General features: G+C 62.0%; 23 protein-coding genes. 14 read left to right on the plus strand and 9 right to left on the minus strand.

Annotation, left to right across the window (positions count from 1 at the left end):
• Nucleotides 1-139: 139 nt before the first annotated feature.
• The 3 genes from Q2K57_RS00585 to Q2K57_RS00595 all read right to left on the minus strand — a co-directional run bounded on the left by Q2K57_RS00585 (nt 140) and on the right by Q2K57_RS00595 (nt 3,359).
• Entirely contained in the window at nt 140-1,519 is a 1,380-nt protein-coding gene (locus tag Q2K57_RS00585; protein WP_304525661.1) for an IS1380 family transposase, read from the minus strand.
• Nucleotides 1,520-1,868: 349 nt separating this feature from the next.
• On the minus strand, nt 1,869-2,315 hold the full coding sequence (locus Q2K57_RS00590; RefSeq protein ID WP_304525892.1) for a hypothetical protein: 447 nt from the start codon (nt 2,313-2,315) through the stop codon (nt 1,869-1,871).
• A 33-nt stretch (nt 2,316-2,348) separates the two neighbouring features.
• Entirely contained in the window at nt 2,349-3,359 is a 1,011-nt protein-coding gene (locus Q2K57_RS00595; RefSeq protein ID WP_369700280.1) for an IS30 family transposase, read from the minus strand.
• A 305-nt stretch (nt 3,360-3,664) separates the two neighbouring features.
• Here Q2K57_RS00595 and Q2K57_RS00600 point away from each other — a divergent pair, with 305 nt between their 5' ends.
• Genes Q2K57_RS00600 through arcC form a run of 4 tightly spaced genes read left to right on the plus strand, consistent with a single transcriptional unit; the run spans nt 3,665 to nt 8,284 of the window.
• Nucleotides 3,665-5,116, plus strand: coding sequence for a YfcC family protein (locus Q2K57_RS00600; RefSeq protein ID WP_304525893.1), 1,452 nt, complete (start codon nt 3,665-3,667; stop codon nt 5,114-5,116).
• 11 nt (nt 5,117-5,127) lie between these two features.
• Complete coding sequence (locus Q2K57_RS00605) at nt 5,128-6,357, plus strand: arginine deiminase (protein ID WP_304525894.1); 1,230 nt, start codon at nt 5,128-5,130, stop codon at nt 6,355-6,357.
• An 18-nt stretch (nt 6,358-6,375) separates the two neighbouring features.
• Nucleotides 6,376-7,377, plus strand: a complete 1,002-nt coding sequence (gene argF / locus Q2K57_RS00610; RefSeq protein WP_304525895.1) for an ornithine carbamoyltransferase — start codon at nt 6,376-6,378, stop codon at nt 7,375-7,377.
• 1 nt (nt 7,378) lies between these two features.
• Nucleotides 7,379-8,284, plus strand: a complete 906-nt coding sequence (arcC, locus tag Q2K57_RS00615) for a carbamate kinase (RefSeq protein WP_112054928.1) — start codon at nt 7,379-7,381, stop codon at nt 8,282-8,284.
• Here arcC and Q2K57_RS00620 read toward each other — a convergent pair.
• The 3 genes from Q2K57_RS00620 to Q2K57_RS00630 form a co-directional block, all read right to left on the minus strand.
• Nucleotides 8,276-9,478, minus strand: a complete 1,203-nt coding sequence (locus Q2K57_RS00620) for a glycosyltransferase (RefSeq protein WP_304525896.1) — start codon at nt 9,476-9,478, stop codon at nt 8,276-8,278. The genes arcC and Q2K57_RS00620 overlap by 9 nt on opposite strands.
• Nucleotides 9,479-9,574: 96 nt before the next feature.
• A complete protein-coding gene (locus tag Q2K57_RS00625; protein WP_304525897.1) occupies nt 9,575-10,450 on the minus strand; it encodes a DMT family transporter in 876 nt (291 codons plus the stop codon).
• Nucleotides 10,451-10,723: 273 nt separating this feature from the next.
• Nucleotides 10,724-10,987: a hypothetical protein gene (locus tag Q2K57_RS00630; RefSeq protein WP_304525898.1), complete on the minus strand. Its 264-nt coding sequence runs from the start codon at nt 10,985-10,987 to the stop codon at nt 10,724-10,726.
• A 425-nt stretch (nt 10,988-11,412) separates the two neighbouring features.
• Between Q2K57_RS00630 and Q2K57_RS00635 the strand changes: the two genes are divergently transcribed.
• From Q2K57_RS00635 to Q2K57_RS00665, 7 genes are all read left to right on the plus strand, one after another.
• Nucleotides 11,413-12,525, plus strand: coding sequence for a mandelate racemase/muconate lactonizing enzyme family protein (locus Q2K57_RS00635; RefSeq protein WP_304525899.1), 1,113 nt, complete (start codon nt 11,413-11,415; stop codon nt 12,523-12,525).
• Between the two features lie 252 nt (nt 12,526-12,777).
• Nucleotides 12,778-14,118 carry a permease gene (locus Q2K57_RS00640; RefSeq protein ID WP_112054930.1) on the plus strand — a complete coding sequence of 447 codons (1,341 nt, stop codon included), beginning with the start codon at nt 12,778-12,780 and terminating at the stop codon, nt 14,116-14,118.
• 23 nt (nt 14,119-14,141) lie between these two features.
• A complete protein-coding gene (locus Q2K57_RS00645; protein WP_112054931.1) occupies nt 14,142-14,375 on the plus strand; it encodes a thioredoxin family protein in 234 nt (77 codons plus the stop codon).
• A 119-nt stretch (nt 14,376-14,494) separates the two neighbouring features.
• A complete protein-coding gene (locus Q2K57_RS00650; RefSeq protein ID WP_112054932.1) occupies nt 14,495-15,259 on the plus strand; it encodes a TSUP family transporter in 765 nt (254 codons plus the stop codon).
• Between the two features lie 86 nt (nt 15,260-15,345).
• Nucleotides 15,346-16,344 carry a nucleoid-associated protein YejK gene (gene yejK, locus Q2K57_RS00655; RefSeq protein WP_112054933.1) on the plus strand — a complete coding sequence of 333 codons (999 nt, stop codon included), beginning with the start codon at nt 15,346-15,348 and terminating at the stop codon, nt 16,342-16,344.
• Between the two features lie 189 nt (nt 16,345-16,533).
• Nucleotides 16,534-17,118, plus strand: coding sequence for an NAD(P)H-dependent oxidoreductase (locus Q2K57_RS00660; protein ID WP_304525900.1), 585 nt, complete (start codon nt 16,534-16,536; stop codon nt 17,116-17,118).
• A gap of 170 nt (nt 17,119-17,288) precedes the next feature.
• Nucleotides 17,289-18,083: an SDR family oxidoreductase gene (locus Q2K57_RS00665; protein WP_304525901.1), complete on the plus strand. Its 795-nt coding sequence runs from the start codon at nt 17,289-17,291 to the stop codon at nt 18,081-18,083.
• A gap of 167 nt (nt 18,084-18,250) precedes the next feature.
• On the opposite strand, the gene Q2K57_RS00670 is transcribed toward Q2K57_RS00665, so the two are convergent.
• A complete protein-coding gene (locus Q2K57_RS00670; RefSeq protein ID WP_304525902.1) occupies nt 18,251-20,128 on the minus strand; it encodes a DUF3413 domain-containing protein in 1,878 nt (625 codons plus the stop codon).
• A 270-nt stretch (nt 20,129-20,398) separates the two neighbouring features.
• The gene (trxC, locus tag Q2K57_RS00675; RefSeq protein WP_304525903.1) at nt 20,399-20,857 is read right to left on the minus strand and encodes a thioredoxin TrxC; all 459 of its coding nucleotides are present in this window, start codon (nt 20,855-20,857) and stop codon (nt 20,399-20,401) included.
• A 198-nt stretch (nt 20,858-21,055) separates the two neighbouring features.
• Here trxC and Q2K57_RS00680 point away from each other — a divergent pair, with 198 nt between their 5' ends.
• From Q2K57_RS00680 to Q2K57_RS00690, 3 genes are all read left to right on the plus strand, one after another.
• The gene (locus Q2K57_RS00680) at nt 21,056-22,843 is read left to right on the plus strand and encodes an ABC transporter transmembrane domain-containing protein (protein WP_304525904.1); all 1,788 of its coding nucleotides are present in this window, start codon (nt 21,056-21,058) and stop codon (nt 22,841-22,843) included.
• A gap of 124 nt (nt 22,844-22,967) precedes the next feature.
• The gene (locus Q2K57_RS00685; protein ID WP_304525905.1) at nt 22,968-23,747 is read left to right on the plus strand and encodes a GGDEF domain-containing protein; all 780 of its coding nucleotides are present in this window, start codon (nt 22,968-22,970) and stop codon (nt 23,745-23,747) included.
• Between the two features lie 333 nt (nt 23,748-24,080).
• Complete coding sequence (locus Q2K57_RS00690) at nt 24,081-24,935, plus strand: N-acetylmuramoyl-L-alanine amidase (RefSeq protein WP_112054939.1); 855 nt, start codon at nt 24,081-24,083, stop codon at nt 24,933-24,935.
• A gap of 12 nt (nt 24,936-24,947) precedes the next feature.
• Here the strand turns inward: Q2K57_RS00690 and Q2K57_RS00695 are convergent, their stop codons facing one another.
• Nucleotides 24,948-26,486, minus strand: a complete 1,539-nt coding sequence (locus Q2K57_RS00695) for an acetyl-CoA hydrolase/transferase family protein (RefSeq protein WP_258396214.1) — start codon at nt 26,484-26,486, stop codon at nt 24,948-24,950.
• Nucleotides 26,487-26,504: the final 18 nt, after the last annotated feature.

Raw genomic sequence — 26,504 nt, forward strand, 5'->3', positions numbered from 1 at the left:
GCCGTCATATGCTCAGGAAGAGCATTTTCTTCGCGCTTATATAGTCTTCAGGAATTGATTTCGGCCATCAGGGCAGCCGTAATCGCCAGCCACCATGGTGGCCGCCTTGCTCGTGAGTCAGTCGTCGTGTCGCCGGGCGTCAGCTCAGTGCGGTCAGCTTCGGTAACCCTTTCAGCAAGGTGGGCCACCATTTGTCGGCAGCATCACCGAGGTGAACGGTGATGCGCCTTGCGTGCAGTGACAATGTCGCGGCGATCTTGAGCACCTGTTCGCGCATCCTGCTCAGGCTCCAGCCTTGGCGGGTTTGCCGCTCCAGGAGGCAGCGCAGGCCATGCAGGACCTGATAGGCGTAGAGGCTCAGCAGCAGACTCACCTCGTTGCGGGCCATCACGTCCTGAACGGTGGAGGCGCCGCGATCGGTCGACGAGAGGTGCACGTCGAGTGCCGACTTCACCTCGCCCATGTGCGCCTCAGCGCTGCCGCGCTTGCGGTAGAGCGCCAGGACCTTCTCCGGCGGCCAGTCGAACTTGCCGAGGTTGGTGACCAGGAAGAAGGCATGTAGCAACAGATCATCGGGGCGTTCCTGCACCACCAACACCACGCGCCGTGGCGCCGCCCAGGAACCGGCTTGGTACTCCAGGTCATGGCACCATTCACGAGGCTGTTCGGGTGGCCGGCCTCGTGGCCGCTTCAGATGTGGCGCCGCCAGCGCCTGCAGGCCCGTGTGGCTGCGCAGCCGGCCCAGGTACTCGATGTCGCGATCTTCCAGGGCCTTCAGTGTGGCGTTGTCGGTGAACCCCGCATCGATGCGCACTCGAATCTGGGCCCCGGTGCTCTCGTTGAGTCGCCTGACCAAGTGCGGGATCCAGGTGTCGGCGTTCTCGGCCGGGCCGGCGTTGCCTTCCCGCAGCAGGCCGCCCACCATGTCGCCGGTCTCGGCCAGCGAGGCCACCAGCGGCGAGTAGATTCGTGCGCCGTAAAGACCATGAAACGCCGAGCCGCCCTGGTGACCGTGGACCTCGATCGGCAGGCCGTCGATGTCCAGCGTCAGCTGCTCGGGGCGTTCGCCATTCTTCAGCGAGGTCAGACGCCAGACCACCAGCCGCAGCAGGCCTTCGTGCACGGCATCAATGTTGTCGTTGCGCCCGAGACACGTCAGCAGCCGCGACAGCGTGGCTTGAGATGGTCGATCTTGGGCCAGTGGCGTCATTCCGCGAGCATCGCTGCAGGCCAACTGCCAGAGCGGGTCACGACGCAGCGTGTCGGTATCACTGAGGTCGATCCAGCCCATCGCGCGCTGCAGCACCAGGGTGCGCAGCTGGCTGGCCAGAGAATGACGGATTCGCAGCGGGTGGCGCCGATCGACCAGATTGTCTTCGAGCGCCTCGATCACGCCGCTGTTATCGAGGGCTTCACGCAGCAGCAAGGCGCCGCTGTCGCTGGTGGAGCGCTGGCCGTCGAGCTCAACGCGGATGGACCCGTTGCAGGACGGAATCCAGGGAGATACGCTTTCACCCATAGCGGATGGTCCTCTGGAATCAGGTTCTTGCCGGAACGTTCTGATTTCTCAAGAGAATACCATCCGCTATCTTCGTTTTCAGGCCTGCCTCATGAATAAGCCGGGGTCATAACTTCATGTGAGCGATGCCGATCAAATCGCTTCCTCTGGAGTGGAGCCTTGCTCAATGACCTCCCCCACTAAGGCCACCATGCTCGACACTTGGAGGTTTGCAAGCGACATGGCCGTCCCAATGAACAGTCCATTCACCAGCCTGGCTAAGCATCTCGGCGAACCACCGCGACCGGGGTGGTAGTGGCCAGCCTCGTCGCCCGTGACATATCAGGCATCGCTGATAAATTTCAATAATTCATTTGGCAGTCAAGTGTAAGAAAAAGGCCAGCGCTGCCAGAAGCAAAGCCGTACTGGCAATTATAGCCACCGGATAATATAAATTACCTGCCAACTCCAGCTGACTATACTTAATCACCATAATCAACCCCTCAAGCGCCAGCGCAATGCAAACTAGCCCTATAAACCGAGGTATGGTCCGTCTTAAGCTTGCGACTGCGCCTTCTTCCTCATCACTGCCCGAATGTTCTCTATTGACAACCAGCGCCAACTCGAAGAGCGCCAAGGCAATAATTGCCGTATTAACGCTGCTCAAAAAAATCTGCATAAACTCCGCGCCTTCCATAAACCCTTTAGCAACGGACATCAGCAGTGAAACAATAATCGCGATAGCCAACCCTAAAAAGATCAGGGCAAATAATTTCGCAAATACCGCCCGAACAAAATAAACCGTTTTATCATTCATCACACCCGGCGGTCTCAAGTTCCAAGCGCAACGCTATTGAAGGGTGCTCGGACCGCCGACGGATTTCTTGAGCACCTCGGCGTAGACTTCCAGTGGGGTTCGCCAGTCCAGTGTCTGGCGAGGCCGTGTGTTCAGTGAGTCGGCGATCTCGTCGAGCTCTTCCTGGCTGTAGACGGAGAGATCCGTGCCCTTTGGCAGATACTGCCGCAACAGCCCGTTGGTGTTCTCGTTCGAACCTCGCTGCCAGGGGCTATGCGGGTCAGCGAAGTAGATCGCCGTGCCGGTCTTCTGGGTGATCTCGGCATGTTTCACCATCTCTCTGCCTTGATCGTAGGTCATGGACAAGCGCAGCGATCGCGGCACCTCGTTTAGCTTGTCGCTGAAGCCAACGGCCGCTGCGGTGGCGGTGGTGCCATCCACTTTCGCCAGAATCACCAATCGCGTGGTGCGTTCCACCAGCGTACCGACGGCAGAGCGATTGTTGGCACCGATGATGAGATCGCCTTCCCAGTGGCCAGGCATCAAACGATCTTCGACCTCAGGCGGTCGCGCGTGGATGCTGACCAGATCGGGAATCTGGTTGCGCCGATCCGTGCCACGACTTCGTGGCCGGCGTTTGCCGTTGCCTTGTCGCAGGCAGGCGATGAGTTCCTTTTTGAGGCTACCGCGGGGCATCACATAGAGCGCGTTGTAGATGGCCTCGTGCGAGACCTGTCGACGTGAATCGTTGGGAGACATGCGCTTCAGTGTGCGGGCTATCTGTTGCGGTGACCAGTACGTGCGCAGCAGATGGACCACGACTTCAAACAACTCCCCGCCGGGGTGCAGCTTGGGACGCCGACGGGGCCGATGGCGTGTCAGGCGAGCCCGGTAGCCTGCGAGGCTGGCATCGTAGCCATTGATGGAGTGGCGAGCGATTTCTCGCGACACGGTACTCGGTGCACGGCCCAGATGATGGGCAATAGCTCGGATCGAGTGAGTCGCCCTCATCATCATGATGGCGGCTCGGTCTTCAGCAGAAAGATGGCGATAGTAGTGGTTCATGGCAACACCGTACCTGATGGGTCACGTGTTGCACTTGGTCATTGAGACCGCCCCCCCCCCTTTGAAAGACACTTCAGATATTTTGATAAAATACCCAACCCCAGTAATGATAGAGGACATTGTTTTTCACAAGCAATGAACAGCCTAGACCATGTACTACCAATAACACCACAGACCAATGAATGAGCTATGCTACTCTCAGAGAAATGCGCAGCGCTAGGGTAAAAATGGCACATATACTCATAAAACCATGAAGTATTTATGGCGTATTACTGAAGCAATAAGCCATGCAAAGGAGATGCGTCATGAACAACGATGACAGCCAACCAGATGTCGAAGGACATGACCTCGCCTCGAGATTCCCAACCGCCTATACCATTCTTTTCGGTCTCATTATTGTTATCGCTGCGCTGACCTGGATTATTCCTGCCGGTCAATATGATCGTGTCATGAATGAAGAGATCGGGCGTGAGGTGGCGGTGCCCGGCACCTACCAGATAGTCGAGCCACATCCACAAGGATTTGTGGACGTGATGTTGGCCCCCACCGCCGGCTTCTACGACCCGGAGAGCTACGCCGCCAACGCCATCGATGTGGCACTTTTTGTGCTGTTCCTGGGGGGATTTCTAGGTGTCATGAATGCGACAGGGGCCATTGACACCGGCATTCGCAGTGCTATGCGACACCTCAAGGGCCATGAAATATGGATGATTCCTATCCTGATGGTACTTTTTTCTCTGGGCGGCACGACCTATGGCATGGCGGAAGAGACGCTTGCCTTCTACGCCATCCTGATACCGGTGATACTGGCAGCTGGGTACGATGTCGTCACAGGCGTTGCCATTATCTTGATTGGTGCCGGTATCGGTGTTCTCGGCTCTACCATCAACCCGTTTGCCACGGTCATTGCGGCCAACGCGGCCAATATTCCATTCACCGATGGCATCGTGCTGCGGTTGATTCTGCTGATTGGCGGTCTTTTGATCTGTATCGCCTATGTGATGCGCTATGCCTCACGCATCAAGACCGACCCGTCCCGCTCTGTGGTGGCGAAGCAGTGGGATGCACACCGTAAGCTGTTCCTGAAGCCTCAGGATAGCGAGCTGCAAAGCGCGAAGCTCAGCACCAGCCAGATGATTTCGCTGTCGATCTTTGCGCTGACCTTTGCGGTGATGATCTGGGGCGTCGCCTCACAGGGCTGGTGGATGGCGCGAATGGGCGCGCTGTTCTTCGGTTCAGCCATCGTGATCGGCATCATCGCCCGGCTGGGCGAGAAGAAGTTGACCAGCAGTTTCGTCGACGGTGCACGAGACCTGCTGGGTGTGGCCCTGGTGGTCGGCCTGGCTCGCGGCATCGTGGTGATCATGGAACAGGGCATGATTGCCGACACCATCCTGCATAGTGCCGAAACCTCACTGGGCGGCCTGCCGGAACTCGCTTTCATCAATCTGATGTTCTGGATCGAAGTGGGCATGAGCTTCTTTGTGCCCTCTTCTTCCGGCCTGGCCGTGCTTTCCATGCCGATTCTTGCGCCGCTGGCGGATTTCGCGGATGTCGGCAGGGATCTGGTGGTCACCGCCTATCAGTCCGCCAATGGCCTGGTGAACCTGATCAACCCCACCTTCGCGGTGGTGGTCGGGGGCCTTGCCATCGGTCGGGTGTCCTATGATCGCTGGCTCGCCTTTATCTGGCCGCTTTTGCTGATACTGACCCTGTTCATCAGCGTGGTCATCAGTCTTGGCGCCCTGCTTTCATAAGGAGTTACCCCATGTCTGAGGCCACCCTAGGCGTACATTCCGAAACCGGCATCCTGCGCCAAGTCATCGTCTGCCGACCCGGTCTGGCCCATCGGCGGCTGACGCCCTCCAACTGCGATGCCCTACTGTTTGACGATGTGTTCTGGGTCAAGCAGGCCCAGAAGGACCATGACGTCTTTGCAAGCATCATGAGAACCCGAGGCATCGAGGTACTGGACGTCAACGATCTGCTCGCCGACATCCTCGATATCAAGGCAGGCCGCGCCTGGGTGCTGGATCATCGCATCACCTGGAACCACATCGGCGTGGGCATGGTGTCGGATCTGCGCGCCTGGATGGATGAACTGCCGAGCAAGACGCTGGCAGAGTTTCTGGTCGGCGGGCTGGAAGTGACGGACCTGCCCTTCGATCCGTCGGGGCTATTCGGCAATCATCTCGGACCTTTCGGCTTTGTACTGCCACCGCTGCCCAATCTCCTGTTCACCCGGGATAACAGCGCCTGGATCTATGGCGGCGTCACCCTCAACCCAATGTACTGGGCCGCCCGACGGCCCGAAACCCTGCTGATGGCGGCCATCTATACCTTCCACCCAAGGTTTGCCGGCAAGGTGAAAGTACATTGGGGAGATCCCTTGGTCGACCATGGCCTTGCCACTCTGGAAGGCGGCGACATCATGCCGGTGGGCAACGGCACGGTGCTGGTGGGCATGGGCGAGCGTTCATCCCCCCAGGCCATCGGCCAGTTGGCCAAGGCGCTGTTCGACGGTGATCAGGTACATCGGGTGATTGCCTGCCAGCTGCCCAAGTCCCGCTCGGCCATGCACCTGGATACGGTGTTCACCTGCTGCGGCGGCAATGTGGTGACTACCTTCAAGGAAGTCGCGGATGCTGTGGTCTGTTATGACCTGCGTCCCGGTGAAGGCGGCAAGACGTTGGCGTTCCATCAGGACCCGCGTCATATCTTTGACCTGGTCGCGGAAATCCTCGGCTACCCGACGCTAGAGATAGTGCCCACCGGCGGGGATAGCCCGGAAGAGCGGGAGCGGGAGCAGTGGAACGACGGCAATAACGTACTGGCGTTGAGCCCCGGCGTCGTCGTGGGCTATGACCGCAACGACGACACCAATGCCGCTCTGGAGGCCGCAGGAATCGAAGTATTGGCGATTCCGGGTGCCGAGCTGGGGCGCGGTCGCGGCGGCGGGCACTGCATGAGCTGCCCCACGTCCCGCGACCCTGTCTGATCCTCAAGGAGTACCCTCATGGCATTCAACCTCAAGAACCGACATGTGCTGACGCTGCGCGATTTTACGCCGCGGGAAATCACCTTTCTGCTCAAGCTGTCGGCGGACCTGAAAGCCGCCAAATATGCCGGCACCGAGGTACCGACACTCAAGGGCAAGGACATTGCCCTGATATTTGAGAAGGACTCCACCCGCACTCGGGTTGGCTTCGAGGTAGCGGCCTACGATCAGGGCGCCCGCGTCACCTACCTGGGGCCCACCGGCAACCACCTGGGACACAAGGAGTCGGTGAAAGACACCGCGCGAGTGTTGGGCCGAGTCTACGATGCCATTGAATATCGCGGCTTTGGGCAGGCCATTGTCGAGGAGCTGGCGGCCTATGCGGGCGTGCCCGTCTACAACGGGTTGACCAACGAGTTCCACCCCACCCAGATACTCGCGGATTTCCTGACCATGCAGGAGCACGTGGACAAACCGCTTCGCGAGGTGGCCTACATGTTCATCGGTGATGCCGCCAACAACATGGGCGACAGCCTGCTGATCGGCGGTGCCAAGATGGGGATGGATGTACGCCTGTGCGCCCCGCAAGCCTGCTGGCCGACTCAGGCCGTACAGGACGAGGCACAGGCGCTCGCAGCACTGACTGGCGCCCGAATCATGATCTGCGACGATATCGATACCGCCGTTGCCGGGGTGGATTTTGTCTACACCGATGTCTGGGTCTCCATGGGTGAGCCCAAGGAGAAATGGGCTGAGCGCATCAAGCTGCTGATGCCCTATCAGGTAAACGCCACTCTGATGGCCAAGGCCGGGAATCCCAGGGTGCGCTTCATGCACTGCCTGCCGGCGTTTCACAACATCGAGACCACCATCGGCCAGGAGATGCAGGAAAGCTTTGGTATCTCCGCCATGGAAGTGACCGAGGAGGTCTTCGAGAGCCCCGCCTCTATTGTCTTCGATCAGGCCGAGAACCGCCTGCACACCATCAAGGCGATTCTCGTCGCCACGCTGGGAGGCTAAAATGCTGGTCGTAGCGGCCTTGGGCGGCAATGCCCTCTTGAAGCGCGGCGAGCCGCTGACGGCAGCAGCTCAGCGTACTAACGTCACCGTTGCCGCCCGGGCACTTGCCGACATCGTGCAAGCCGGTCACCGCCTGGTGATCACCCATGGCAACGGCCCCCAGGTGGGCCTATTGGCGTTGCAGGGGGCCGCCTACAAGCCGGACGAGGCCTATCCGCTGGATGTGCTGGGCGCCGAGACCGAGGGCATGATCGGCTACATGATCGAGCAGGAACTGGAGAACGCGCTCGAGCACGACCGGCCGGTCGCTACCCTGCTGACCCAGGTGGTGGTCGATGCCCATGACCCGGCCTTTGCCCAGCCCACCAAGTTCGTCGGGCCGGTCTATGAGCAGGCCGAAGCAGAGCGCCGGGCGGCGGCGGCCGGCTGGCAGATTGCCAAGGACGGTGACCAATGGCGTCGCGTCGTCGCCTCCCCCAGGCCGCTGGAGATTCCGGATTTACGGGTACTGGAGCTGTTGCTCGCCCAGGATGTGGTGGTGATCTGCACCGGCGGCGGGGGGATACCGGTCGTGCGCCGAGAGGATGGTAGCCTTCTCGGGGTAGAGGCGGTGATCGACAAGGACGCCGCCAGCGCCCTGCTGGCGCGCCAGCTTGGTGCGGACGCCCTGCTGCTGCTGACCGATGTAGCGGCCGTCTACCGGGATTTTGGTACTGACGCTGCCGCCCCGCTGCAGGTACTGACGCTTCGCGAAGCCCAGGCCCTGACCGTACCCGCCGGCTCCATGGGCCCGAAGCTTGCGGCCGCCTGTGACTTCGCCGCCAGCGGAGGCATCAGCGGCATTGGCCGACTTGCCGATGCCGTCGCCATCCTGAAGGGCACGGCGGGCACTCGGGTGTCAGGGTGACCCGATCGACGGCAGTGCCACCTCTTCCTTAGGTGCCAGCTGCGACTGATAGCATTCGAGCAGCGCAGTGGCCTGGGCATCCTCATGCCACCGCCCGGCATAGACCACGGCACGCTGCGCGAGCTCCGAGCTGAGCGCAGGATCTTCCAGCAGTCGATTCACCGTCGCCGCGAACGCCGACTCGTCGTCCTCGGCGACCAGACAGCCCTCACCGTCGCAAAGCACATCTCGGGTGCCCATCACAGCGGTCGAGACCACCGGTGTGGCCAACGCCATCGCCTCCAGCAACACCAGGCCCTGTGTTTCGGTGCGCGAGGCGAACACGAAGACGTCGGCCGCCCGATACAACGCCTGCAGCTCGCCGTCACGCGCGAGATAGCCAACGAAGCGCACCGACGCTTCCACACCCGCGGCTCGAGCCTGGCGCGCCAGCGCCTGGCGAGCCGGCCCTTCTCCCGCGACTACCAGCGTGGCATGAGGATGGCAGGCCAGGACCCGGGGCAGCATCTCGATCAGGAAAGCGATGTTCTTCTCATGGGCCGCCCGGCCGACGAACAGCAAAAGCGGCGCTTCGGCATCAATGTCGAAGCCTCGGCGGGTATCGGCGGCGCTCACTTGACCCTCGCCACCAGCCGCGAACGCCTCCAGCGGCAGCCCGGTCGCTACCACCGAAATCGGCCGCGAGACGCCGTAGCGCACAAGCGCCTCGCGCATTGGCGTCGAGGGCGAAATCAGCGCCGCCACGGTCTGGCACTGCCGCACCGCCACTCGCCGCGCCGCGAAGCGCAGAAGGCTCGCGGGCAGCCAGGTGAGGTAGTGATGCAGGTATTCCTCGAACAGGGTATGACAGGTCTCGAAGACCGGCAGCCCAAGCCGAGCACCCAGCGCTCGGCCCGCATAGTGGGCCACGAAAGGCGTGTGTACATGGATCAGATCGAAGCCTTGCGCGGCTAACTCCGGGGCCAGGGCAAGGATGCGCCTGTAGTGCATCATCCGATCTTCGGGATCAGTGAGCACGCCTCGGGAATGGATGCGACGAATGCCCGGATCGTCTTCATGCCCTACTGGGTAGGCCGGGCAGATCAGCGTCACCGAATGGCCGAGGCGGGTCAGCGCCCGCCGAAAGCTCTCGATCGAGGTGGATACACCATTGACCCGCGGGAAGTACACATCCGAGATCATCAGAATTTTCATTCGGCGCCAGGCTCTTGTGGAATGCAATGAGGCAATGCGTCCCAACAGGCTAGCCAAGCGCAGTGACCGGGATGTGACGGCCAGGCGCGAGCAGACTCAAGACGCCGGCCGGCGCTTAAGGCTGGTACGGCGCTCGTGATAGGCGATCGCCAGGCCGCTGGCAATGATGATAAAGGTGCCGATATACACCCACAGATCGGGCATTTCACCCCAGAACCACCAGCCCAGGAGTACCGCCCAGACCATGCCGGTGTAGTCGAAGGGAGCGGCCAATGCCGCTGGCGCATGGCGAAAAGCCAGCGTAATGCAGGCCATGGCGCCGATGCCGAAGACACCGGCCCCCAGAAACCCCAGCCAGTGCAGCGGCCACGGCGCCTGCCATACCCAGGGCAGCATGGCGCCGGTGACCACCAACGGCACCAGCGTCACATAGAAGACCATCGCCCACAGGTATTCGCGTACCCCGTAGCGCCGCGCAGTGATCATCACCAGTGCATAGAAGAGCGCGGCGCCGACCACGACCAGGGCGCCGAGCTGGAACCCCTCTGCGCCTGGGCGCACCACCACCAGCACGCCACAGAAACCGACCACGGCGGCAATCAGCGGCAGTCGCTCGACCCGCTCGCCCAGCAGAGGCACCGAGAGCAGCGTCACGAACATCGGCGCGGCGAAAGCGATCGCCGTGGTTTCCGCCAGCGGCAGCACCGTCAGGCCGAACACGAAGCAAAGCATGGTGCCGGTCGCCAGCAGGCCACGCACCAGATGCACGCCGGGACGCTTGGTCGATAGCTTACGCAGACCGCCGTTAAAGTGCGCGATAAGGGCGATCAGCGGCAGCGACACCAGCGTCCGAAAGAAGATGATCTGGATCGGCGAATGCACGTCACCCAGCCACTTGGAAATCGCATCGCCTACCGAGAGGCAGAACACCCCGGCACACATCCACAGAATGCCTTTCTGCGATGACGACATGCCCTCTTCCCCTCGATCATCCGGCTGCACCAAGAACGGGCAGCATTAAAGCCCCCTAACATACATAAGCCAAGGGAGAAGAGCGATACAGTCAGGTGCCGAAGACCCGCTTTCCAGAAACGTTCTTCCATGCAAGATGGCCGAGGCGATAGGCCCCGGCCATTGCTCTTTGACGTTGGTTGGAAGTCAGCGTCTCCCCACGCTGGCGGTGGCGACCCGCCATGGCTCCTGGTAACTTCAAATGGTCATGTCAGAGCCAAGGCTGCCTTCACATCAACGCCACCAGGGGTTGGTTTCCCTGACCTGGCGCCGCTGCGTGTGCTTGAAGGTTTTCTTGCCGTTTGCCCGCTGCAGACGCGCAGAACGCTGCTCCAGGTAGGTGGAATCCGCAGCCAGCAGCATCGGACGCGCGCCGACCTGCTGTGTGCCGACATTACCCATCGGCATGTGACCCGCCGCTGGCTTCTCCATGGCCAGCGCCGCAGCGGAGGCCAGCAGACAAAGCGCCAGCGAGGTCGCAAGAATCTTGAGTTCCATGGCACACCTCTACTACTTAGCGAGGCGACACATAATCCCACGAATAGTCCGCCTCTCCATGGCTATTCACGGGCACAACCCTTGCCAGCCGCCACGTCCAGCCAGATAGGAAAAGAATATTAAATCAATGAGTTGAGTCATCTAGGGGTGAATCGCCCGGGTTCTTTTCACGTAGCCTTCCGGCCCTCTGGTGGGCAAACCGTTGGCCTCAATAGTGTAGTCCATGGCGATGCCTGGACGCCTAAAAAGCGATAGACAGGAAAGTGGCAAGTTCATGCGAAATCGGTATGTCAAACCGTCGATTATCAGCGAGTGCTCCGCCACTGGAAATCACGATCGAAACGTCGCCAGGCCAATTCTGGCCTTGACCACCCCATCGATCGGCTAGGCTTGGAAGGCGTCCTTCCACGGCTTGAGGAAACAACATGCGGATTACCGGCTTGGCGGCCTACAGCAGCGACTTGCACTACGACGGCACGGCCTATGCCTTTGCCGGCGGGCGCTCCTACCAGCACTTCACCAGTACCGTGGTGGTGCTGACCACCGATGAGGGCCTGACCGGTTTCGGGGAAGTGTGCCCCTGCGGGCCAAGCTACATGCCCGCCTTCGCCGGCGGCCTGCCCGCATGCCTGGAGGAGCTCGCTCCTCACGTGATTGGTGAGGACCCGCGCCACACGTCGCGCCTTCACCGCAAGATGGACCGGGCCCTAAACGGCCATGCCTATGCCAAGGCCGCCATCGATATCGCCTGCTGGGATCTGCTGGGCAAGGCCGCGGGGCTACCCGTGCACGTGCTGCTGGGTGGGCTGCTCACCGAGACGATGCCCTTGCATCGCATCGTGCCGCTTTCAGACCCTGCGGCGATGGCGGCTAGCCTTGATGCCTATCGGAAGGCCGGCTTTCGCCACTTTCAGGTCAAGCTCGGCCATGATGTGGACGAGGACATCGCCATGATGCGCTGCCTGGCCGACGGCTGGCAGCATGGCGAAGTCTGGGTCGGCGACATCAACGGCGCCTGGCGTCGCGACCAGGTGGCGCGCTTTTCCCGCTCGCTTCAGGATCTCGACCTGATCCTCGAGCAGCCCTGTGCAAGCTATGAGGAATGCCTATCATTTCGCCAACGCGCGCATCATCCCATCAAGCTGGACGAATGCCTGACCAGCGTGGCGGATGTGCAGCGGGCGCTCAAGGACGATGCCATGGACGCCATGGCGCTGAAGGTCAGCAAGTTCGGCGGCCTGACGCCCTCGCGCCTCATCCGCGATCTGTGCGTGGCCGCCGGCATCCCGATGACGATCGAGGATGCCTGGGGCAGCGGCATCGCCACCGCCGCCTATGCCCATCTGGCGGCCAGCACCCCGACGCCCTATCTGCTCAACACCACCGACCTGCATCGCTACAACACCACCCAGCTGGCCCATGGCGCGCCAGAGGTCACATGCGGCACTATGCGACTCAGCAACCGGCCCGGTTTGGGGGCCGAGCCAGATTTCTCGCTGCTGTCAGTGCCGCTGGTCACGGCCGGCTCGCTCAATTAGCCGTTGCTCACGGCTCAATCACCATAATCTCCGGTAAAAAAAGACCATGCCTGACGGGTGGGCATGATCTCCATACTGTTGGTGTTGATATGTAGCGGAAGAGAGGTGAGATAATTCTCGAGGCGCCGCTGCACATCGCCAACGCCATCTGCAACCGCTTCCCGACGACGACGAAACCCTGAGGCACATCAAGGCTGTTCCACCAGTCGCCTGCTAGCCTTGGCAATAGCCTTCCCCACTGAGCGCCACGTCATGCTAGACGCCTCATCGCCGGTCTCCCGTCTGCGCAACCTGGTACGCGACAACCCCACCCAAGTCCGCTGGCTGGGTGCCGTGGTGGGCATCTTCCTGCTGATCTACTTCCTCCCTGCCGGGTCCGCGAGGTTCGACAACGCGGTGCTGGAGGGCATCCGGCTGACGCACTGGTACGCTCAGGAGCATGTGATTCTCTGCCTGTTGCCGGCCTTTGTGATCGCCGGCGCCATGGCCGCCTACCTGAGCCAAAGCGCAGTGATGCGCTACCTGGGACCCGATGCGCCCATGCCGGTGGCGTTCGGCATGGCATCCGTCTCCGGCACCCTGCTCGCCGTCTGCTCCTGCACCGTGCTGCCGCTGTTCGGCGGCATTTATCGTCGTGGCGCAGGGCTGGGGCCGGCGGTGGCATTTCTCTACTCGGGGCCTGCCATCAACGTTATGGCCATCGTGGTTACCGCCAAGGTATTGGGCCTGGAACTTGGCTTGGCCCGGGCCATCGGTGCCATCGTCTTCGCCGTGGTGATCGGGGTAATCATGCATCTCATCTACCGCCGCGAGGAGCGGTCCCGGAGCAAGGCCAATGCCCGCGGCTTCGGCGATGACGATAGCGGTCGCCCATTGGGCCAGGTGGCGGCCTTTTTTGGGCTGATGGTGGGCATCCTGGTGTTCGCCAACTGGGCGGCCGCCGACAGCCCGGCATGGATGGCTATCTACGCCTGGAAATGGCCGATCACCGCGGCGCTCGCGCTGCTATTCGGTTGGCTGCTGTGGGCACGCTGGAGCTGGCCGGCTCGCTGGTTACTGGCGCTGGGCGGCGCCGTGGCACTGGCGGCGCTGGTCGCACCCGGCGCCCCCGAACTGGCCTTTGCGGTGGGGATCATCGGCCTGATGCTGATCGCCATGCTGCGCGAGGGCGACCGGGAGTGGGCCGGACAAAGCTGGGACTTCACCAAGCAAATCCTGCCACTGCTGCTGGCCGGGGTCTTCGTGGCAGGGCTCCTGCTGGGCCGCCCCGGCGAGGAAGGGCTGATCCCCTCGGAGTGGGTGATGATGGCCGTGGGTGACAATAGCCTGGGCTCCACCTTCCTGGCCTCTCTGCTGGGTGGCTTCATGTACTTCTCGACCCTCACCGAGGTCCCCATCGTTCAAGGCCTGCTGGGCAATGGCATGGGCAAGGGACCCGCGCTGGCGCTGCTGCTGGGCGGTCCCGCCCTGTCACTGCCGAACATGCTGGTGATCCGCACCATCCTTGGCACCCAGAAGACGCTGGTCTACTGCAGCCTAGTGGTGGTGATGGCAACGATCACCGGTTACCTCTACGGTCAGCTATGGCCGTAGCGACTTACTCAAGGGGCATGTCCATGAAACTGAGCATCTACGGCAAGGGCTGCAGGAAGTGCGAACAGCTGACCGATAACGCCAGGGCCGCTGCGGAGGCACTGGGCTTCAGCGTGGAGGTCGAGAAGATCACCGACATGAACGCCATCATCGATAAGGGCGTGATGCGCACCCCGGCCCTAGGCGTGGACGGCGAGGTGGTACTAGAGGGCAAGGTGGCCAGCGCCGAGGAAATACAGCGCCTGCTGAAGGCCTGATCAACCAATGATCAACACTGCAAGGCAGGCTGGCCAGCATCGGCATCCGCCTTGTCCCTACCCAGGGCAAGCCCGGACATGGACAATGGAGCGACTTGTCCTCGTCCGGAAATCACGTCATGCATCTCTGGCAATATGCCGCCATTTTCTTAAGCCTGGCCCTGGCAAGCTATGTCCAGACCCTCACTGGCTTTGCCTTCGGGCTGATCGTGATGGGACTCCTGGCAGCGATGGACGTGCTGCCCATCGAAAGCGCGGCGCTGCTGTGCACCCTGCTGAGCCTGTTCAACAACTCAATGGCCCTTCGAGGCCGCTGGCAACAGGTCGACATGGCTCTGATGCGCCGCCTGCTACTGTTTAGCCTGGCGATGCTGCCGGTGGGCTACTATCTGTCGATATGGCTGGGGGAGTCCCGTGCGCCTTTTCTCGGCCTGCTGCTGGGGGTGGTGATCCTGATCGCCTGCATCATCCTGATGCGCTCCCCGGCGCCCCGCCAGACACCCTCACCTAACTGGCAGTTTCATGTGGCCGGACTCTTCTCCGGGCTGATGGGCGGCCTTTTTTCCACCAACGGTCCGCCGCTGGTGGTGATGCTCTACCGTCAGCCGATGACGCTGATCGCCATCCGCTGCACCCTGCTGGGCGCCTTCCTCATCATGGGGCTGGCGCGCATGGGGCTCTCGCTGCTTTCCCCCGGGCGCGCCGGCGACCATCTCTCCGAGCTGATGATCCTGGGTGCCGTCGGCGCTGTCGTGGTGGCTGGCACGACTGAACTGGCGAGACGGCGGCCACCACCGATTAGTGATCACAACCTGCGCCGCGCCGCCTATGCCATCCTGCTATTGGCCAGTCTCAACCTGATCGGCAAGGGGCTAATGGCCTGAGTGTCGCTCCCGGCCATCACTGACGGGCGAGCCAAGCGCGATCATGCGGTATCATCGGCGCCCCATGCACGAGCCAAGGGTCCTTAATGCCGATTCTTAACAGCATCGTTCACACCATCGACAAGGCCGGCAGCGACGCGCCGGCGACCCTCACACCCGCCGCCGCGGCCATAAACGACTCGGCCACCATGAGCGAGCTGGTGGCCGGCCTCAACAAGGCCTATCACGGCAAGGCCAAGGCGTGGGGGCGCTTCGCCGAAGGCGATGAGGCCGGTGACTTCACCCCACGCCTCTCGGCTTACCTGGCGGATGATCAGGACTTCGTCACGTTCAGCCGCGAGCTCGCTGAAAAAATCACCGCGCTGGTCGACGACCACCTGCCGCTGGGCGGGCATCTGCTCATCGCCCATGAACGCCAAGGCGACACCGACTATCTCTCGCTGGCGCTGCTGCATATGCGCCAGGGCTTCGGTCTGGATGCCGAGCAGAACGTGATAGCGACCAGCCAGCTCAACCTGACCCAGCCCTCGCTTGCCGCACGTATCAACCTGACCCAGTGGCAGGACGATGCCTCGCCGTCACGCCAGTACCTGTCGTTCCTGCGCGATCGTGGCGGCAAGAAGCTCGCCGACGACTTCGCGACGCTGCTGGGCGCCCAGGAGGGCGTAGACGCCTCGAGCGAAACCCGCACCCTGCTCAAGGCCTTCAGTGACTATGTCGAGCAGGAGGATCTGCCAGAGGAGCAGAGCCGCGAGAAGACCGATGCGGTGATCGACTATGCCAGCGACCAGGCCAGCCGCGGCGAGCCCATCACCCTCGACGAGCTCTCCGAGTTGGTCGACGAACAGCAGCCCAAGGCCTTCTATGACTACATTCGTCAGCAGGACTACGGCCTGTCACCGGAGATCCCGCCCGACAAGCGCGCCCTCAATCAGTTCCGCCGCTTCACGGGGCGTGCCGGCGGCGTGTCGATCAGCTTCGACTCGCATCTCCTGGGCTCCAGCGTGGAATATGACGCGGATCAGGACCGACTGATTATCAAAAAGGTGCCAACGGGACTGCGCGACCAGCTCCAAAGGAGCTAGACGCCAGGCAACGTCTCAGCACCCACAACGGACGCATATTGCCCAGCATCCGCCCTCCCCTGCGCGAGGTTGACTACGCTTCATGCATGGCCTGTGCATTCGCGCAGGCTCGGGTTATAGAAAAACAAACGAGAAAAAACCCGGCACCAGGGTAGTCAGCACAGGGATAGCCAGCCAGGAGGGCAAGCTATGAGCCGTATTTTGATCGTCCAGGGCCACCCAGACACTACCCGGCCGCACCTTTGCCATGCGCTGGCCGGCCATTATCGGGAAGGCGCGGAGTCGGCGGAGCACGAGGTCCACCAGATCAGCATCGCCGCGCTTGATTTCCCCATACTGAAAAGCCAGCAGGAATGGCAGTACGGCGATCTGCCCGCCACGCTCGAAAGCGCCCAACGGGAGATTCTGTGGGCTCAGCATCTGGTGTTGATCTTCCCGCTGTGGCTTGGCGGTATGCCGGCGCTGGTCAAGGGGTTTCTGGAGCAGGTGGCGCGCCCTGGGTTTGCCTTCGAGTATCAGGACAACAACCCGCTTGGCAAAAAAGGACTGACGGGCCGCTCGGCGAGAATCCTGGTGACCATGGGCATGCCGGCATTGGTCTATCGTCACTTTTTCCGTGCCCACAGCGTCAAGGCACTGGAGCGCAACATCCTCGGCTTCGTTGGATTCATGCCGATTCGTGAAACCCTGATCGGCAGCGTCGAGACAATGAGCGACAAGACCCGCCTGGCCTGGTTCCGCAAGCTGCGGCGGTTGGGCAAACGCGCCGAGTAGCACGAGCATCATTGATGAGCCGACACCGGCCGGATCCGTGATCACCTGCCAGCGGAGCCGTATAAGACAACCCCGTGCATGCGGTCCCGCTCCCCGAGCTTGGCCATACGCTTGCGTTGCCGGCAGGCAAACCGCAGGGTATTGCCATGTGCACTTGATGAGAGCGGACGATGAGCGACGGCAAGGTGGTATATATCACAGGTGGCGCCCAGGGCATCGGCCGAGGCATGGCGCTTGGGCTGCTGTCGCGGGGTTACCGGGTGGTGATCGCCGATCTCGACCGGGAGGCAGGTGAGGCCTGCCTGGCTGAGCTTGGCGAATGCGTGAAGGGGCAAGCGGCCCCCGGCGATCCCGAGGCCCTGAGCTTCCAGCAGGTCGATGTGACCGATGAAGATCAGGTCAAGACCAGCCTTGCAGAGACCCTGACCCGCCACGGGCGGATCGATGGAGTGATCAACAATGCCGCCCTCGCCGATCCCTTCCTGGGGCCTATCGAATCCTTGACGCTTGAGAGCTGGCACAAGGTACTCGACACCAGCCTGACCAGCACGTTTCTGACCACCAAGCATGCGGCGCAGACCTTGCGTAAAAGCCAGGGCGCTATCATCAACATCGCCTCGACCCGGGCCCTGCAATCCGAACCCGACACCGAGGCTTATGCCGCTAGCAAGGGCGGCATCGTGGCGCTGACGCATGCCTTGGCGATGAGCCTTGGCCCAGCGGTGCGCGTCAATGCCATCAGCCCAGGATGGATAGAGGTCGGCGAATGGCAAAAGCCGTCGCGTCGCCAGACAGCCAAACTGAGTGTCGAAGACCACGCACAGCACCCGGCCGGGCGGGTCGGCGAGCCACGCGACATCGCTTCCATGGCGGCCTTTCTGCTCTCCGATGAGGCGGGTTTCATCACCGGCCAGAACTTCGTGGTCGACGGCGGCATGACGCGAAAGATGATCTATGCCGAGTAGGCATGGCCTCGACTGCCGCCCCTGACTCCCGCTCTCGTCAGTTGGCGAATGACTCCGCACTAACGCATCCGACGCCCTGCATCATCCGCTACGGGTTTCATCCATAAAGGGCGCTACATCGCAGCGCCCTGCTCTTTTCAATGACAAGAAGTCTGCGATAAAAGCACTCAGCGATAAAAGCGTGACAGCGCCTTGAGGACTTCCTGAGACGTCGACGCGTCAGGACGGGCCGCATTGAGCGGCTGCATCTGGTAGTCGTACACCTGGAAGCGGCCAGTCGGCTCGACGTCCACCTGGCGATCCGGCAGCAGAATGCCGTAGCCCATGTAGCTGCCAGAGAGCATCCAGTCCTTCGAAGAAGCCCCCTTGATCAGGTTATGTCCCAGCGTATAGCGCTGTGGGGCAGCCTCACAGCCCAGCACCTCTTCGAGCAACGTCGGCGCAATATCGGCATGCTGAGTACGGTAGTCGATCTCGCCCCCCGAATGCCCTGGCAGATGCATGACCAGGGGCACCTCGACCTGTTCACGGGAGTAGTTGCTGCCGTGTCCCCAGTAGTTCTTGCCATGCTCGTTGAAGGACTCGCCGTGATCGGCGGTGATAACCACCGCCGTGTTTTCGAGAAGACCGAGCGCCTTCAGGTCATCCAGCACTCTGCCGAGCTGCTGGTCCACATAGTGAGCCGCAGTGCGATAGCGATTGAAATAAGGCTCGGCATCGAAATCAGGGCCCAGCGCCAAATGGTTGACGGTCTCCCAGTAAGGAGTGAAACGCGGAAAATCTGGCGGGCTGCTATAGCCGTGGACGGCATCGAAGAACAGGAAGCCGAAGAATGGCCGTTGACCATTGCCTGGCTCGTCACGTTGGCCACCGCTCTGGCCATCGACCTTGTCATTGCGTGCGTTCCACGCCAGCCAGTCCTCGGTGATCTGTTGATCGCGCTCCCAGGGCTCGCCCTCAGCGGGCTTCAGGGAGACATCATCGAGCCCCGAGAATACGTTGCGATCAAAGGCAGGACTGACCAGGGTGGCCGACGACAGCACCTTGAAGCGGTAATCCTGGGACTCGAGGGTGTCCAGCAGCACCGGCGGCTGTTGGCTCGCCGTGAAGGCATCCCAGTAGTTCACCGGCAGCCCATAGAAGAGGCTGAACACGCCGGCTTTGGTGGAATTGCCACCGCTGAAATGCTCTGAGGCACTGATCCAGCCGGGGCTATGGGCGTAGCGGTACAGATTCGGCATCACTGTCGGGTTGAGCATGTCGTGACGCAGGGTGTCGATCACCACCAACATGACGTTGTCCGGTGATTCGCTGGCACGACACGCTAGAGGGGCAAGAGGATAATTGAGGCCATGGCTGGCCTTGGACGACGCGCCCAGCTCAACGTTATCGCGAACTGCCTGCACATCGACCCAGCCCTGCTCGATAAAGAACCGCTTGGCGGTTGCCGGATAGAACAGCGGAAAATGGCGGGTCATGGCCGTGATTTTCTGGTCATAGAAGGCATCCGCGCAGGCATGCCAGCCATGTACGCCCACCAGTGCCAGAAAGGTCAGCACAAACGCGAATCGGCTGGCGCCACCGGTGCTGCGCTTCTTGAGCACGCGCCCAAGAACGCCCTGCAGCACCAGCATGCCCAGAATCCCCGCCAAGGTGATCGAGATGGCCACCCATGAGAAGCTGAAGACGTCTCCGCCAGCGTTGACCAACAGATCGAGGATGAAGCCGCTCAGGTGGAAACGGTATTGATCGTAGACCAGCGTATCGAGCAGCAGCAGCAACTGCAGCGAACTGGCCCAGAGCGTTCCGAATAGCCACATCACCCGCCCACGCACCAGCGGTGCGAGCACGAAAAGCGGCAGTGCACCCAGCCATACCAGCAGCGAGATATGGCCTGCAAAAACCAGCCCCAGGTAGCCCCACTGAGCAAGCCCGCTGGGTTCGATGTAGTCGACATAGCGACTGGCGATCGACCAGGCCAACAGCATATTGGCCAGGGTCCAGGCGCCTATCCAGCGCCAGCGAAGAAAGAGAGTAGAACGCATGATGGGAAACCGGAAATGACAGTAGAAGCACGCCCGACAGTGACAACACGATTTGCTTGAGAATCACTGCGAGAAAAAATGTTAGCATGCTAATATTAACCGGGTTCCACCGCCAAGCCAACTCATGACGCCATCACCACCTTCGTATTCTATACAGCTTGCCATTTTTAGGTGATCAGAATGGCATGCTCATCAAGCAATCGCGCTCCCCACGCTGCGCTCCGTTATCAGCGCCAACGTCCACCGCCGAGATTCGTTGCCAGGCATGCGTTAAAGCAGGTGCGGGGCCAGCCACTGCTTCAGTTGTGGCCCCTGCATGACACCAGCCTGGCGGGCGACTTCCTGGCCGTGACGGAACACCGCCAGGGTGGGAATACTGCGGATGTTGAAGCGCCCGGCCAGTGCCTGTTCAGCATCGGTATCCAGCTTGGCGAAGCGCATCCGCGGCTCCAACTCACCGGCCAGTTGCGAGAAGATCGGTGCCATCGCTTTGCAGGGCCCACACCAGGCCGCCCAAAAATCCACGACCACCGGCAGATCGCTGCGATTGACCAGGGCATTGAAGTTGGCGCCGTTAAGTTCGACGGGGGCGCCGGTGAATAGCGCCTGCTTACACTTGCCACAGCGGCCCTGAGCCAGCCGAGCCTGTGCCACCCGGTTCAAGGCGGCACAATGCGGGCAGGCCAGTGTCAGACTGTCGGCGGTCGCGTCGTTTGATGAGTCAGTCATGATGATGTCTCCAAGAATTGATTCAGTCGTAAATTGTCAGAAAGCGGTCAGTCGCTCGTAATATGGCCAAGCGCCCCGCTGCCTTCAAGGCAGAGCGCCCTATCAAGTTGCCGCCGCTCTTGAGGCTTCTTCTCACTGTTTTTTTCATCGCTCTTTAACCGCTTTTTTGCAGTTCCACCGAGGCCCTGACATATCCCCATGACATCACGACCGCATCCACGCATCCTGCTTCGCCTGCTTTCGTTGCTAAACCCCTACCGCATCCGCCTGATACTGGCGGCAGTCGCGTTGCTGGTGGCTTCGGGTAGCGTGCTGCTGGTTGGTCAGGGACTCAAGATGGTCATCGACCAAGGCTTCATCGCTGAAGATGCCGCGCGCCTCAATCAGGCCTTGCTTGGCTTACTGGTTATCGTTGCTCTGCTTGCCGGGGCCTCGGCGCTTCGCTACTACCTGGTCACCTGGATCGGCGAGCGGCTGGCCGGCGACCTTCGTCGCCAGGTGTTCGATCATCTGCTGACCCTCGAGCCGGCCTTCTTCGAGCAGGAATCGGCCACCGCCGGCGGAGCCGGTCATGGCGGTGCCGGAGAGATCCAGTCGCGGTTGACCGCCGACACCAGCGTGCTGCAGAGCCTGTTTGGCTCGTCACTGTCCGTGGCGTTGCGCAATCTGCTCATGCTGATCGGCGCGGTGATCATGATGGTGGCCACCCAGCCCTGGCTCTCGGCGGTTGTCCTACTGGGCATTCCTGCGACGCTGTTACCCATCCTGTGGTACGGGCGCCGGGTCCGACGCCTGTCGCGCTCGAGCCAGGACCAGGTCGCCGAGCTTGGCCGCTACGCCGGCGAGGCACTGACCGGCATCCGCACGCTCCAGGCTTTCGGCCATGAGGATATCGACCGACGCGACTACGGTGCCCGGGTCGAGACCGCCTTCACCACGGCCATCAACCGGACTCGTCAGCGAGCCTGGTTGACCGGTATCGCCATGCTGGTGGTCTTCACGGCCGTCGGCCTGATGCTCTGGCAAGGGGGGCATGCGGTGCTGGCTGGCGACATGAGTGCCGGCGAGCTATCGGCGTTTGTTTTCTATGCGGTGCTGGCCGCCGGTGGCGTAGCGGCGCTGGCCGAGGTTGCCGGTGATGTACAGCGTGCCGCCGGCGCTGCCGAGCGCCTGCTGGAACTGCTCGACGCCCGCCCGACGATCACAGCCCCTGCCGTGCCGCGAACGCTGCCCGACCGGGTCGAGGGAGCAATCGGCATCGAGGCAGTGCGCTTCGCCTATCCTAACCGTCCAGGCACTCCAGCGCTTGATGGCATCAACCTGCATATCCGCCCCGGTGAACGGGTGGCGCTGGTCGGGCCTTCTGGCGCCGGCAAGAGCACACTCCTTCACTTGCTGTTGCGCTTCTATGACCCCCAGGCCGGACGCCTTACCCTGGATGGCATCGATCTTCGCGAGTTCGACCCGCACACCTTGAGGGCCCAGCTGGGGCTGGTTTCGCAGGAGCCAGTGCTATTCTCGGGCTCCGCGGCCGACAACATCCGCTACGGCAAGCCCGAAGCGAGCCTTCAGGAAGTCCGTGAGGCAGCCCGAGACGCCAATGCTCTGAGCTTCATCGAGGCCCTGCCGGATGGCTTCGAGACTCCCTTGGGGCCCGGTGGGGTGCAGCTTTCGGGCGGCCAGAGACAGCGGCTGGCCATCGCCCGAGCCCTGCTGCGAGACCCGCGAGTGCTGCTGCTGGACGAGGCCACCAGCGCGCTGGACGCGGAAAGCGAACGCGTCGTCCAGGAGGCACTGGACCGCCTGATGCAAGGGCGCACCAGCCTGGTGATCGCCCACCGTTTGGCGACAGTGATCGCCGCCGACCGCCTGCTGGTGTTCGACCAGGGAAGACTGATCGCATCGGGAAGCCACGCCAGCCTTTTGGAGTCCAGCGCACTCTATAGGCAGCTCGCGAGCCTGCAATTTAGCGCGAACATGTCGTAGCGTGTCGTTAAGTAAGCAAATGTGATTAAAGGTATGGGCATCCCGGCCGATGGTCTGCATATTAGAAAGATGCGCTAATTAGCCGACCTCGTCGTCACTCACGGTCATGGACGAGCCGATATTCATGTCTACCTTGCTACTCCTCATCATGCCTGCCAGCGTCGTAGTAATCGCCTGGTGGTCGCTCGAGCACCGCTACCGACGCCCCTTGAGGCAGATGATCGCGCGCATCGACACTCTGGACGGAGGCTCAAACCCAGAGCGCTTGCCACCCAGTCAGACCATGCATGGATCGCTGGCGGACCGGTTAGCACAGCGAGTCGACCACCTATGCGCGGCCAACTGCGAGCTGCAGGAACAGGCGATCAAGGACCCGCTCACGGGACTTGGCAACCGCCGGCTGCTGGAACAGCGTCTCGATATCGCCCTGCCTCTTAGCCGTCGCTGGTTACATGCGGTGTCAGCGCTGGTGATCGACGTCGATCATTTCAAGGAATATAACGATCTCTATGGTCATCAGGCAGGCGATGAGTGCCTGGTCGAGATCGCCAACGTGCTGCGCGATACCTTCCGGCGCGAGACCGATATCGTGGTACGTCTGGGCGGCGAGGAGTTCCTGGTGGTGCTGCTCGATGCCGATGAAGAGGAAGCCGTGCGCCTGGCCGAGGCCATGCGTGGCATGCTGCAAGCAGTAGGTATCGAGCACGAAGCCTCCAGTGTCACCGACGTGGTCACCGTCAGCATCGGCGTTGCCGTCACCCGTTCCGGCGAACCGGTCAGCCTCGACGATATCATTGCCACCGCCGATGCCGGCCTCTACGAATGCAAGGAGACCGGCCGCAACCGGGTGATAAGCCGAACGGTCACCCGGACCGATCGGGAGGAAACCAGCGCGATGGCCTGATCACTGCATGCATGACCAGCCACGTCCTGCATGTCGCGCGAAGCGGCTTACGTCGTCAGGCCCGTCAGCGTATCGAGCCTGACCTCAAGGAATCGAAGCAGGTTCCTTGCCGCTATCGACCCATGTCCAGGGTCGTTCCCCAGGCGAGCAAACCGACCTGCCACACTGATCGCCTGGCATGATAAAGGCCCCACCGTCGTGGCCTCTTAGGGCTATCATGGTGACTCAAGATTGACAGGTAAGGGGATCGCATCTGATGCGCCCTGTCTTACTCAAGCCCAACAGGTGACGTTATTCACTCCCCTGACCGTCAATGATCAAGGCCAATAGTTCATGGGCAGACTCTTCGTCATTTTACTGCTGGGACTGGGACTTGGTGCCTGCGCAGCCCCGGCAGTAGAAACTCGCGACGGCTATAGCGTCGATCATCGCCATACCGCAACGTCTCACTCGAGCCGGGTGCGCTACCTGGTGATCCACTACACCGATGCCGATGAGGCCGACTCGCTCAGCGCTCTTACCGGTCCGCGGGTCAGCAGCCATTATCTGATCCCCCCGCCGCGTAGCGGCAAGCCGCCCCCTGTCTACCAGCTGGTCGACGAGTCACGGCGGGCCTGGCATGCCGGTGCCAGCGGCTGGGCGGGGCGTGAGAATCTCAACGATACCTCCATTGGCATCGAGATCGTCAATGCGGGGCCGGATCGGCCCTTTGCAGACCTCAAGGACGGTGCGGACGTGACCTGGGCGCCCTTCCCCGACGCCCAGGTCACCGCGCAGATCGCGCTCGCCCGGGACATCATCGCCCGCCACGACATCGCCCCCACCGCAGTGCTGAGTCATGCCGAGATCGCCCCGACCCGCAAGATCGATCCCGGCCCGGCCTTTCCCTGGAAGCGGCTTCACGCGGCGGGCATTGGCCCCTGGCCGGATCCGGCAAGGGTCGCCCGCTATCATCGATACTTCACCCAAGCCCCACCCTCGCTTGGCGACCTGCAGCTGGGGCTTACAGCTTGGGGTTTCGCGCTGGAACAAAGCGAGGTCCTGGATGAAGCGACCCGAGGTGCGCTGCGCGCCTTCCAGATGCGTTTTCGCCCGGAGGACTACCGCGGGCTCCCCGATGCCGAGACCGCGGCGATCCTCTGGGCGCTGCTGGAAGGCTACCGGCCCGAAGCAATGCCCCACCGCTGAGGCAAGCGGCCGTCAGGCGGTGACCTTCATCTCCTCATCGGCCCGGAAGCTGCGCATATGCCCGTCTCGCTCCACGGCCACGTGCCAGATGAGTGCCTGCTCCAGGCAGTGGGGCGTATGGCCGCCACGCTCCCTGGCCTGCTCGAAGTAGCGCCGCAACGCTGGACGGTAAAGCGGATCGGCACAGTGCTCGATCACCCGCTCTGCCCGCTCCCGGGGAGCCAGGCCGCGCAGGTCGGCCAGACCATGCTCGGTGACCAGGATGTCCACGTCGTGCTCGGTATGATCCACATGGCTGACGAAGGGCACCACGCTCGAGACGTCTCCCCCCTTGGCCAGTGACTTGGTGACGAAGATCGACAGCTGGGCGTTACGGGCGAAGTCACCTGAGCCCCCGATGCCGTTCATCATCCGAGTGCCACAGACATGGGTGGAGTTGACGTTGCCGTAGATGTCGAACTCCAGCGCGGTGTTGATGGCAATGATGCCCAGTCGACGCACGATGCCAGGATGGTTGGAGAGCTCCTGGGGCCTCAGGATCAGGCGGTCACGGTAGTCGTCCAGACGCGGCCATACCCGCTTGCCGCACGCCTCGGAAAGGGTGATCGAACAGCCCGAGGCAAACTCCAGCTTGCCGGCGTCCAGCAGATCGAAGGTGGAGTCCTGCAGCACCTCAGAGTACATGGTCAAGTGCTCGAAGGGGCCCTCGGCCAGCCCGCTCATCACCGCATTGGCCATGCTGCCGATCCCTGCCTGGAGCGGCAGCAGCGAGGCTGCCAGGCGCCCGGCCTCCACCTCGGCGGTGAAAAAGCCGATCAGCTGATCGGCGATACTCCGGGTATCCACATCCGGTGGCAATACCGTGGAGGGGCTGTCGTGGCCATGGGTGACGACGATGGCGGCGATCTTCGCGGGATCGATGGGGATGTAGGGGGTGCCGATGCGCGAGTCCGGCGCCACCACGGGGATCGGCGGGCGAGTAGGGCGCATCTGCGGGATATAGATATCGTGGAGCCCCTCCAGCTCGGCGGGAGAATCGAGGTTGAGCTCGATGATCACCTTGTCGGCCAGGATCGCATAGCTGGCCGAATTGCCCACCGAATTAGTGGGCACGATACCGCCCTCCTCGGTAATGGCACAGGCCTCAACCACCGCCACGTCGAGATCGGCGAGCTGACGGTTGCGCAGCAGCTCAACGGTCTCGGAGAGATGCTGGTCGATGAACATGACCTCGCCGGCATTGATGGCGCGACGCAGGGTGGTATCCACCTGGAAGGGCATGCGTCGCGACAGCACCTTGGCCTCGGTCAGCCGCTGATCCAGGTCGTTGCCCAACGAGGCGCCCGTCATCAGCGTGATGGAGAGAGGCGTGCGGGCCGCACGCTCGGCTAGCGCCAGCGGCACTGCCTTGGCCTCACCGGCGCGGGTAAAGCCGCTCATGCCCACCGTCATGCCGTCGGTGATCAGCGCGGCGGCCTCGTCGGCGCTGCACAGCCGATCACGCCAATGGGGCCAGCGGCAACGTTCCTGAATGGTGGTCTCGTCATGCACGCCCGGGGTCCTCCGTCG

Source organism: Halomonas sp. I5-271120, from assembly GCF_030553075.1.
Classification (GTDB): Bacteria; Pseudomonadota; Gammaproteobacteria; order Pseudomonadales; family Halomonadaceae; genus Onishia; species Onishia taeanensis_A.

Bases quoted from the DNA above. Each gene is read 5' to 3' on its own strand.
- Q2K57_RS00620 (WP_304525896.1), bottom strand. From the start codon at position 9,478: ATGAAAATTCTGATGATCTCGGATGTGTACTTCCCGCGGGTCAATGGT.
- Q2K57_RS00650 (WP_112054932.1), top strand. From the start codon at position 14,495: ATGCATCTCTGGCAATATGCCGCCATTTTCTTAAGCCTGGCCCTGGCA.
- Q2K57_RS00640 (WP_112054930.1), top strand. From the start codon at position 12,778: ATGCTAGACGCCTCATCGCCGGTCTCCCGTCTGCGCAACCTGGTACGC.
- Q2K57_RS00670 (WP_304525902.1), bottom strand. From the start codon at position 20,128: ATGCGTTCTACTCTCTTTCTTCGCTGGCGCTGGATAGGCGCCTGGACC.
- trxC (WP_304525903.1), bottom strand. From the start codon at position 20,857: ATGACTGACTCATCAAACGACGCGACCGCCGACAGTCTGACACTGGCC.
- Q2K57_RS00635 (WP_304525899.1), top strand. From the start codon at position 11,413: ATGCGGATTACCGGCTTGGCGGCCTACAGCAGCGACTTGCACTACGAC.
- Q2K57_RS00605 (WP_304525894.1), top strand. From the start codon at position 5,128: ATGTCTGAGGCCACCCTAGGCGTACATTCCGAAACCGGCATCCTGCGC.
- Q2K57_RS00585 (WP_304525661.1), bottom strand. From the start codon at position 1,519: ATGGGTGAAAGCGTATCTCCCTGGATTCCGTCCTGCAACGGGTCCATC.
- Q2K57_RS00685 (WP_304525905.1), top strand. From the start codon at position 22,968: ATGTCTACCTTGCTACTCCTCATCATGCCTGCCAGCGTCGTAGTAATC.
- Q2K57_RS00690 (WP_112054939.1), top strand. From the start codon at position 24,081: ATGGGCAGACTCTTCGTCATTTTACTGCTGGGACTGGGACTTGGTGCC.
- Q2K57_RS00630 (WP_304525898.1), bottom strand. From the start codon at position 10,987: ATGGAACTCAAGATTCTTGCGACCTCGCTGGCGCTTTGTCTGCTGGCC.
- argF (WP_304525895.1), top strand. From the start codon at position 6,376: ATGGCATTCAACCTCAAGAACCGACATGTGCTGACGCTGCGCGATTTT.
- Q2K57_RS00645 (WP_112054931.1), top strand. From the start codon at position 14,142: ATGAAACTGAGCATCTACGGCAAGGGCTGCAGGAAGTGCGAACAGCTG.
- Q2K57_RS00590 (WP_304525892.1), bottom strand. From the start codon at position 2,315: ATGAATGATAAAACGGTTTATTTTGTTCGGGCGGTATTTGCGAAATTA.
- Q2K57_RS00625 (WP_304525897.1), bottom strand. From the start codon at position 10,450: ATGTCGTCATCGCAGAAAGGCATTCTGTGGATGTGTGCCGGGGTGTTC.
- arcC (WP_112054928.1), top strand. From the start codon at position 7,379: ATGCTGGTCGTAGCGGCCTTGGGCGGCAATGCCCTCTTGAAGCGCGGC.
- Q2K57_RS00665 (WP_304525901.1), top strand. From the start codon at position 17,289: ATGAGCGACGGCAAGGTGGTATATATCACAGGTGGCGCCCAGGGCATC.
- Q2K57_RS00680 (WP_304525904.1), top strand. From the start codon at position 21,056: ATGACATCACGACCGCATCCACGCATCCTGCTTCGCCTGCTTTCGTTG.
- Q2K57_RS00595 (WP_369700280.1), bottom strand. From the start codon at position 3,359: ATGAACCACTACTATCGCCATCTTTCTGCTGAAGACCGAGCCGCCATC.
- Q2K57_RS00660 (WP_304525900.1), top strand. From the start codon at position 16,534: ATGAGCCGTATTTTGATCGTCCAGGGCCACCCAGACACTACCCGGCCG.
- yejK (WP_112054933.1), top strand. From the start codon at position 15,346: ATGCCGATTCTTAACAGCATCGTTCACACCATCGACAAGGCCGGCAGC.
- Q2K57_RS00600 (WP_304525893.1), top strand. From the start codon at position 3,665: ATGAACAACGATGACAGCCAACCAGATGTCGAAGGACATGACCTCGCC.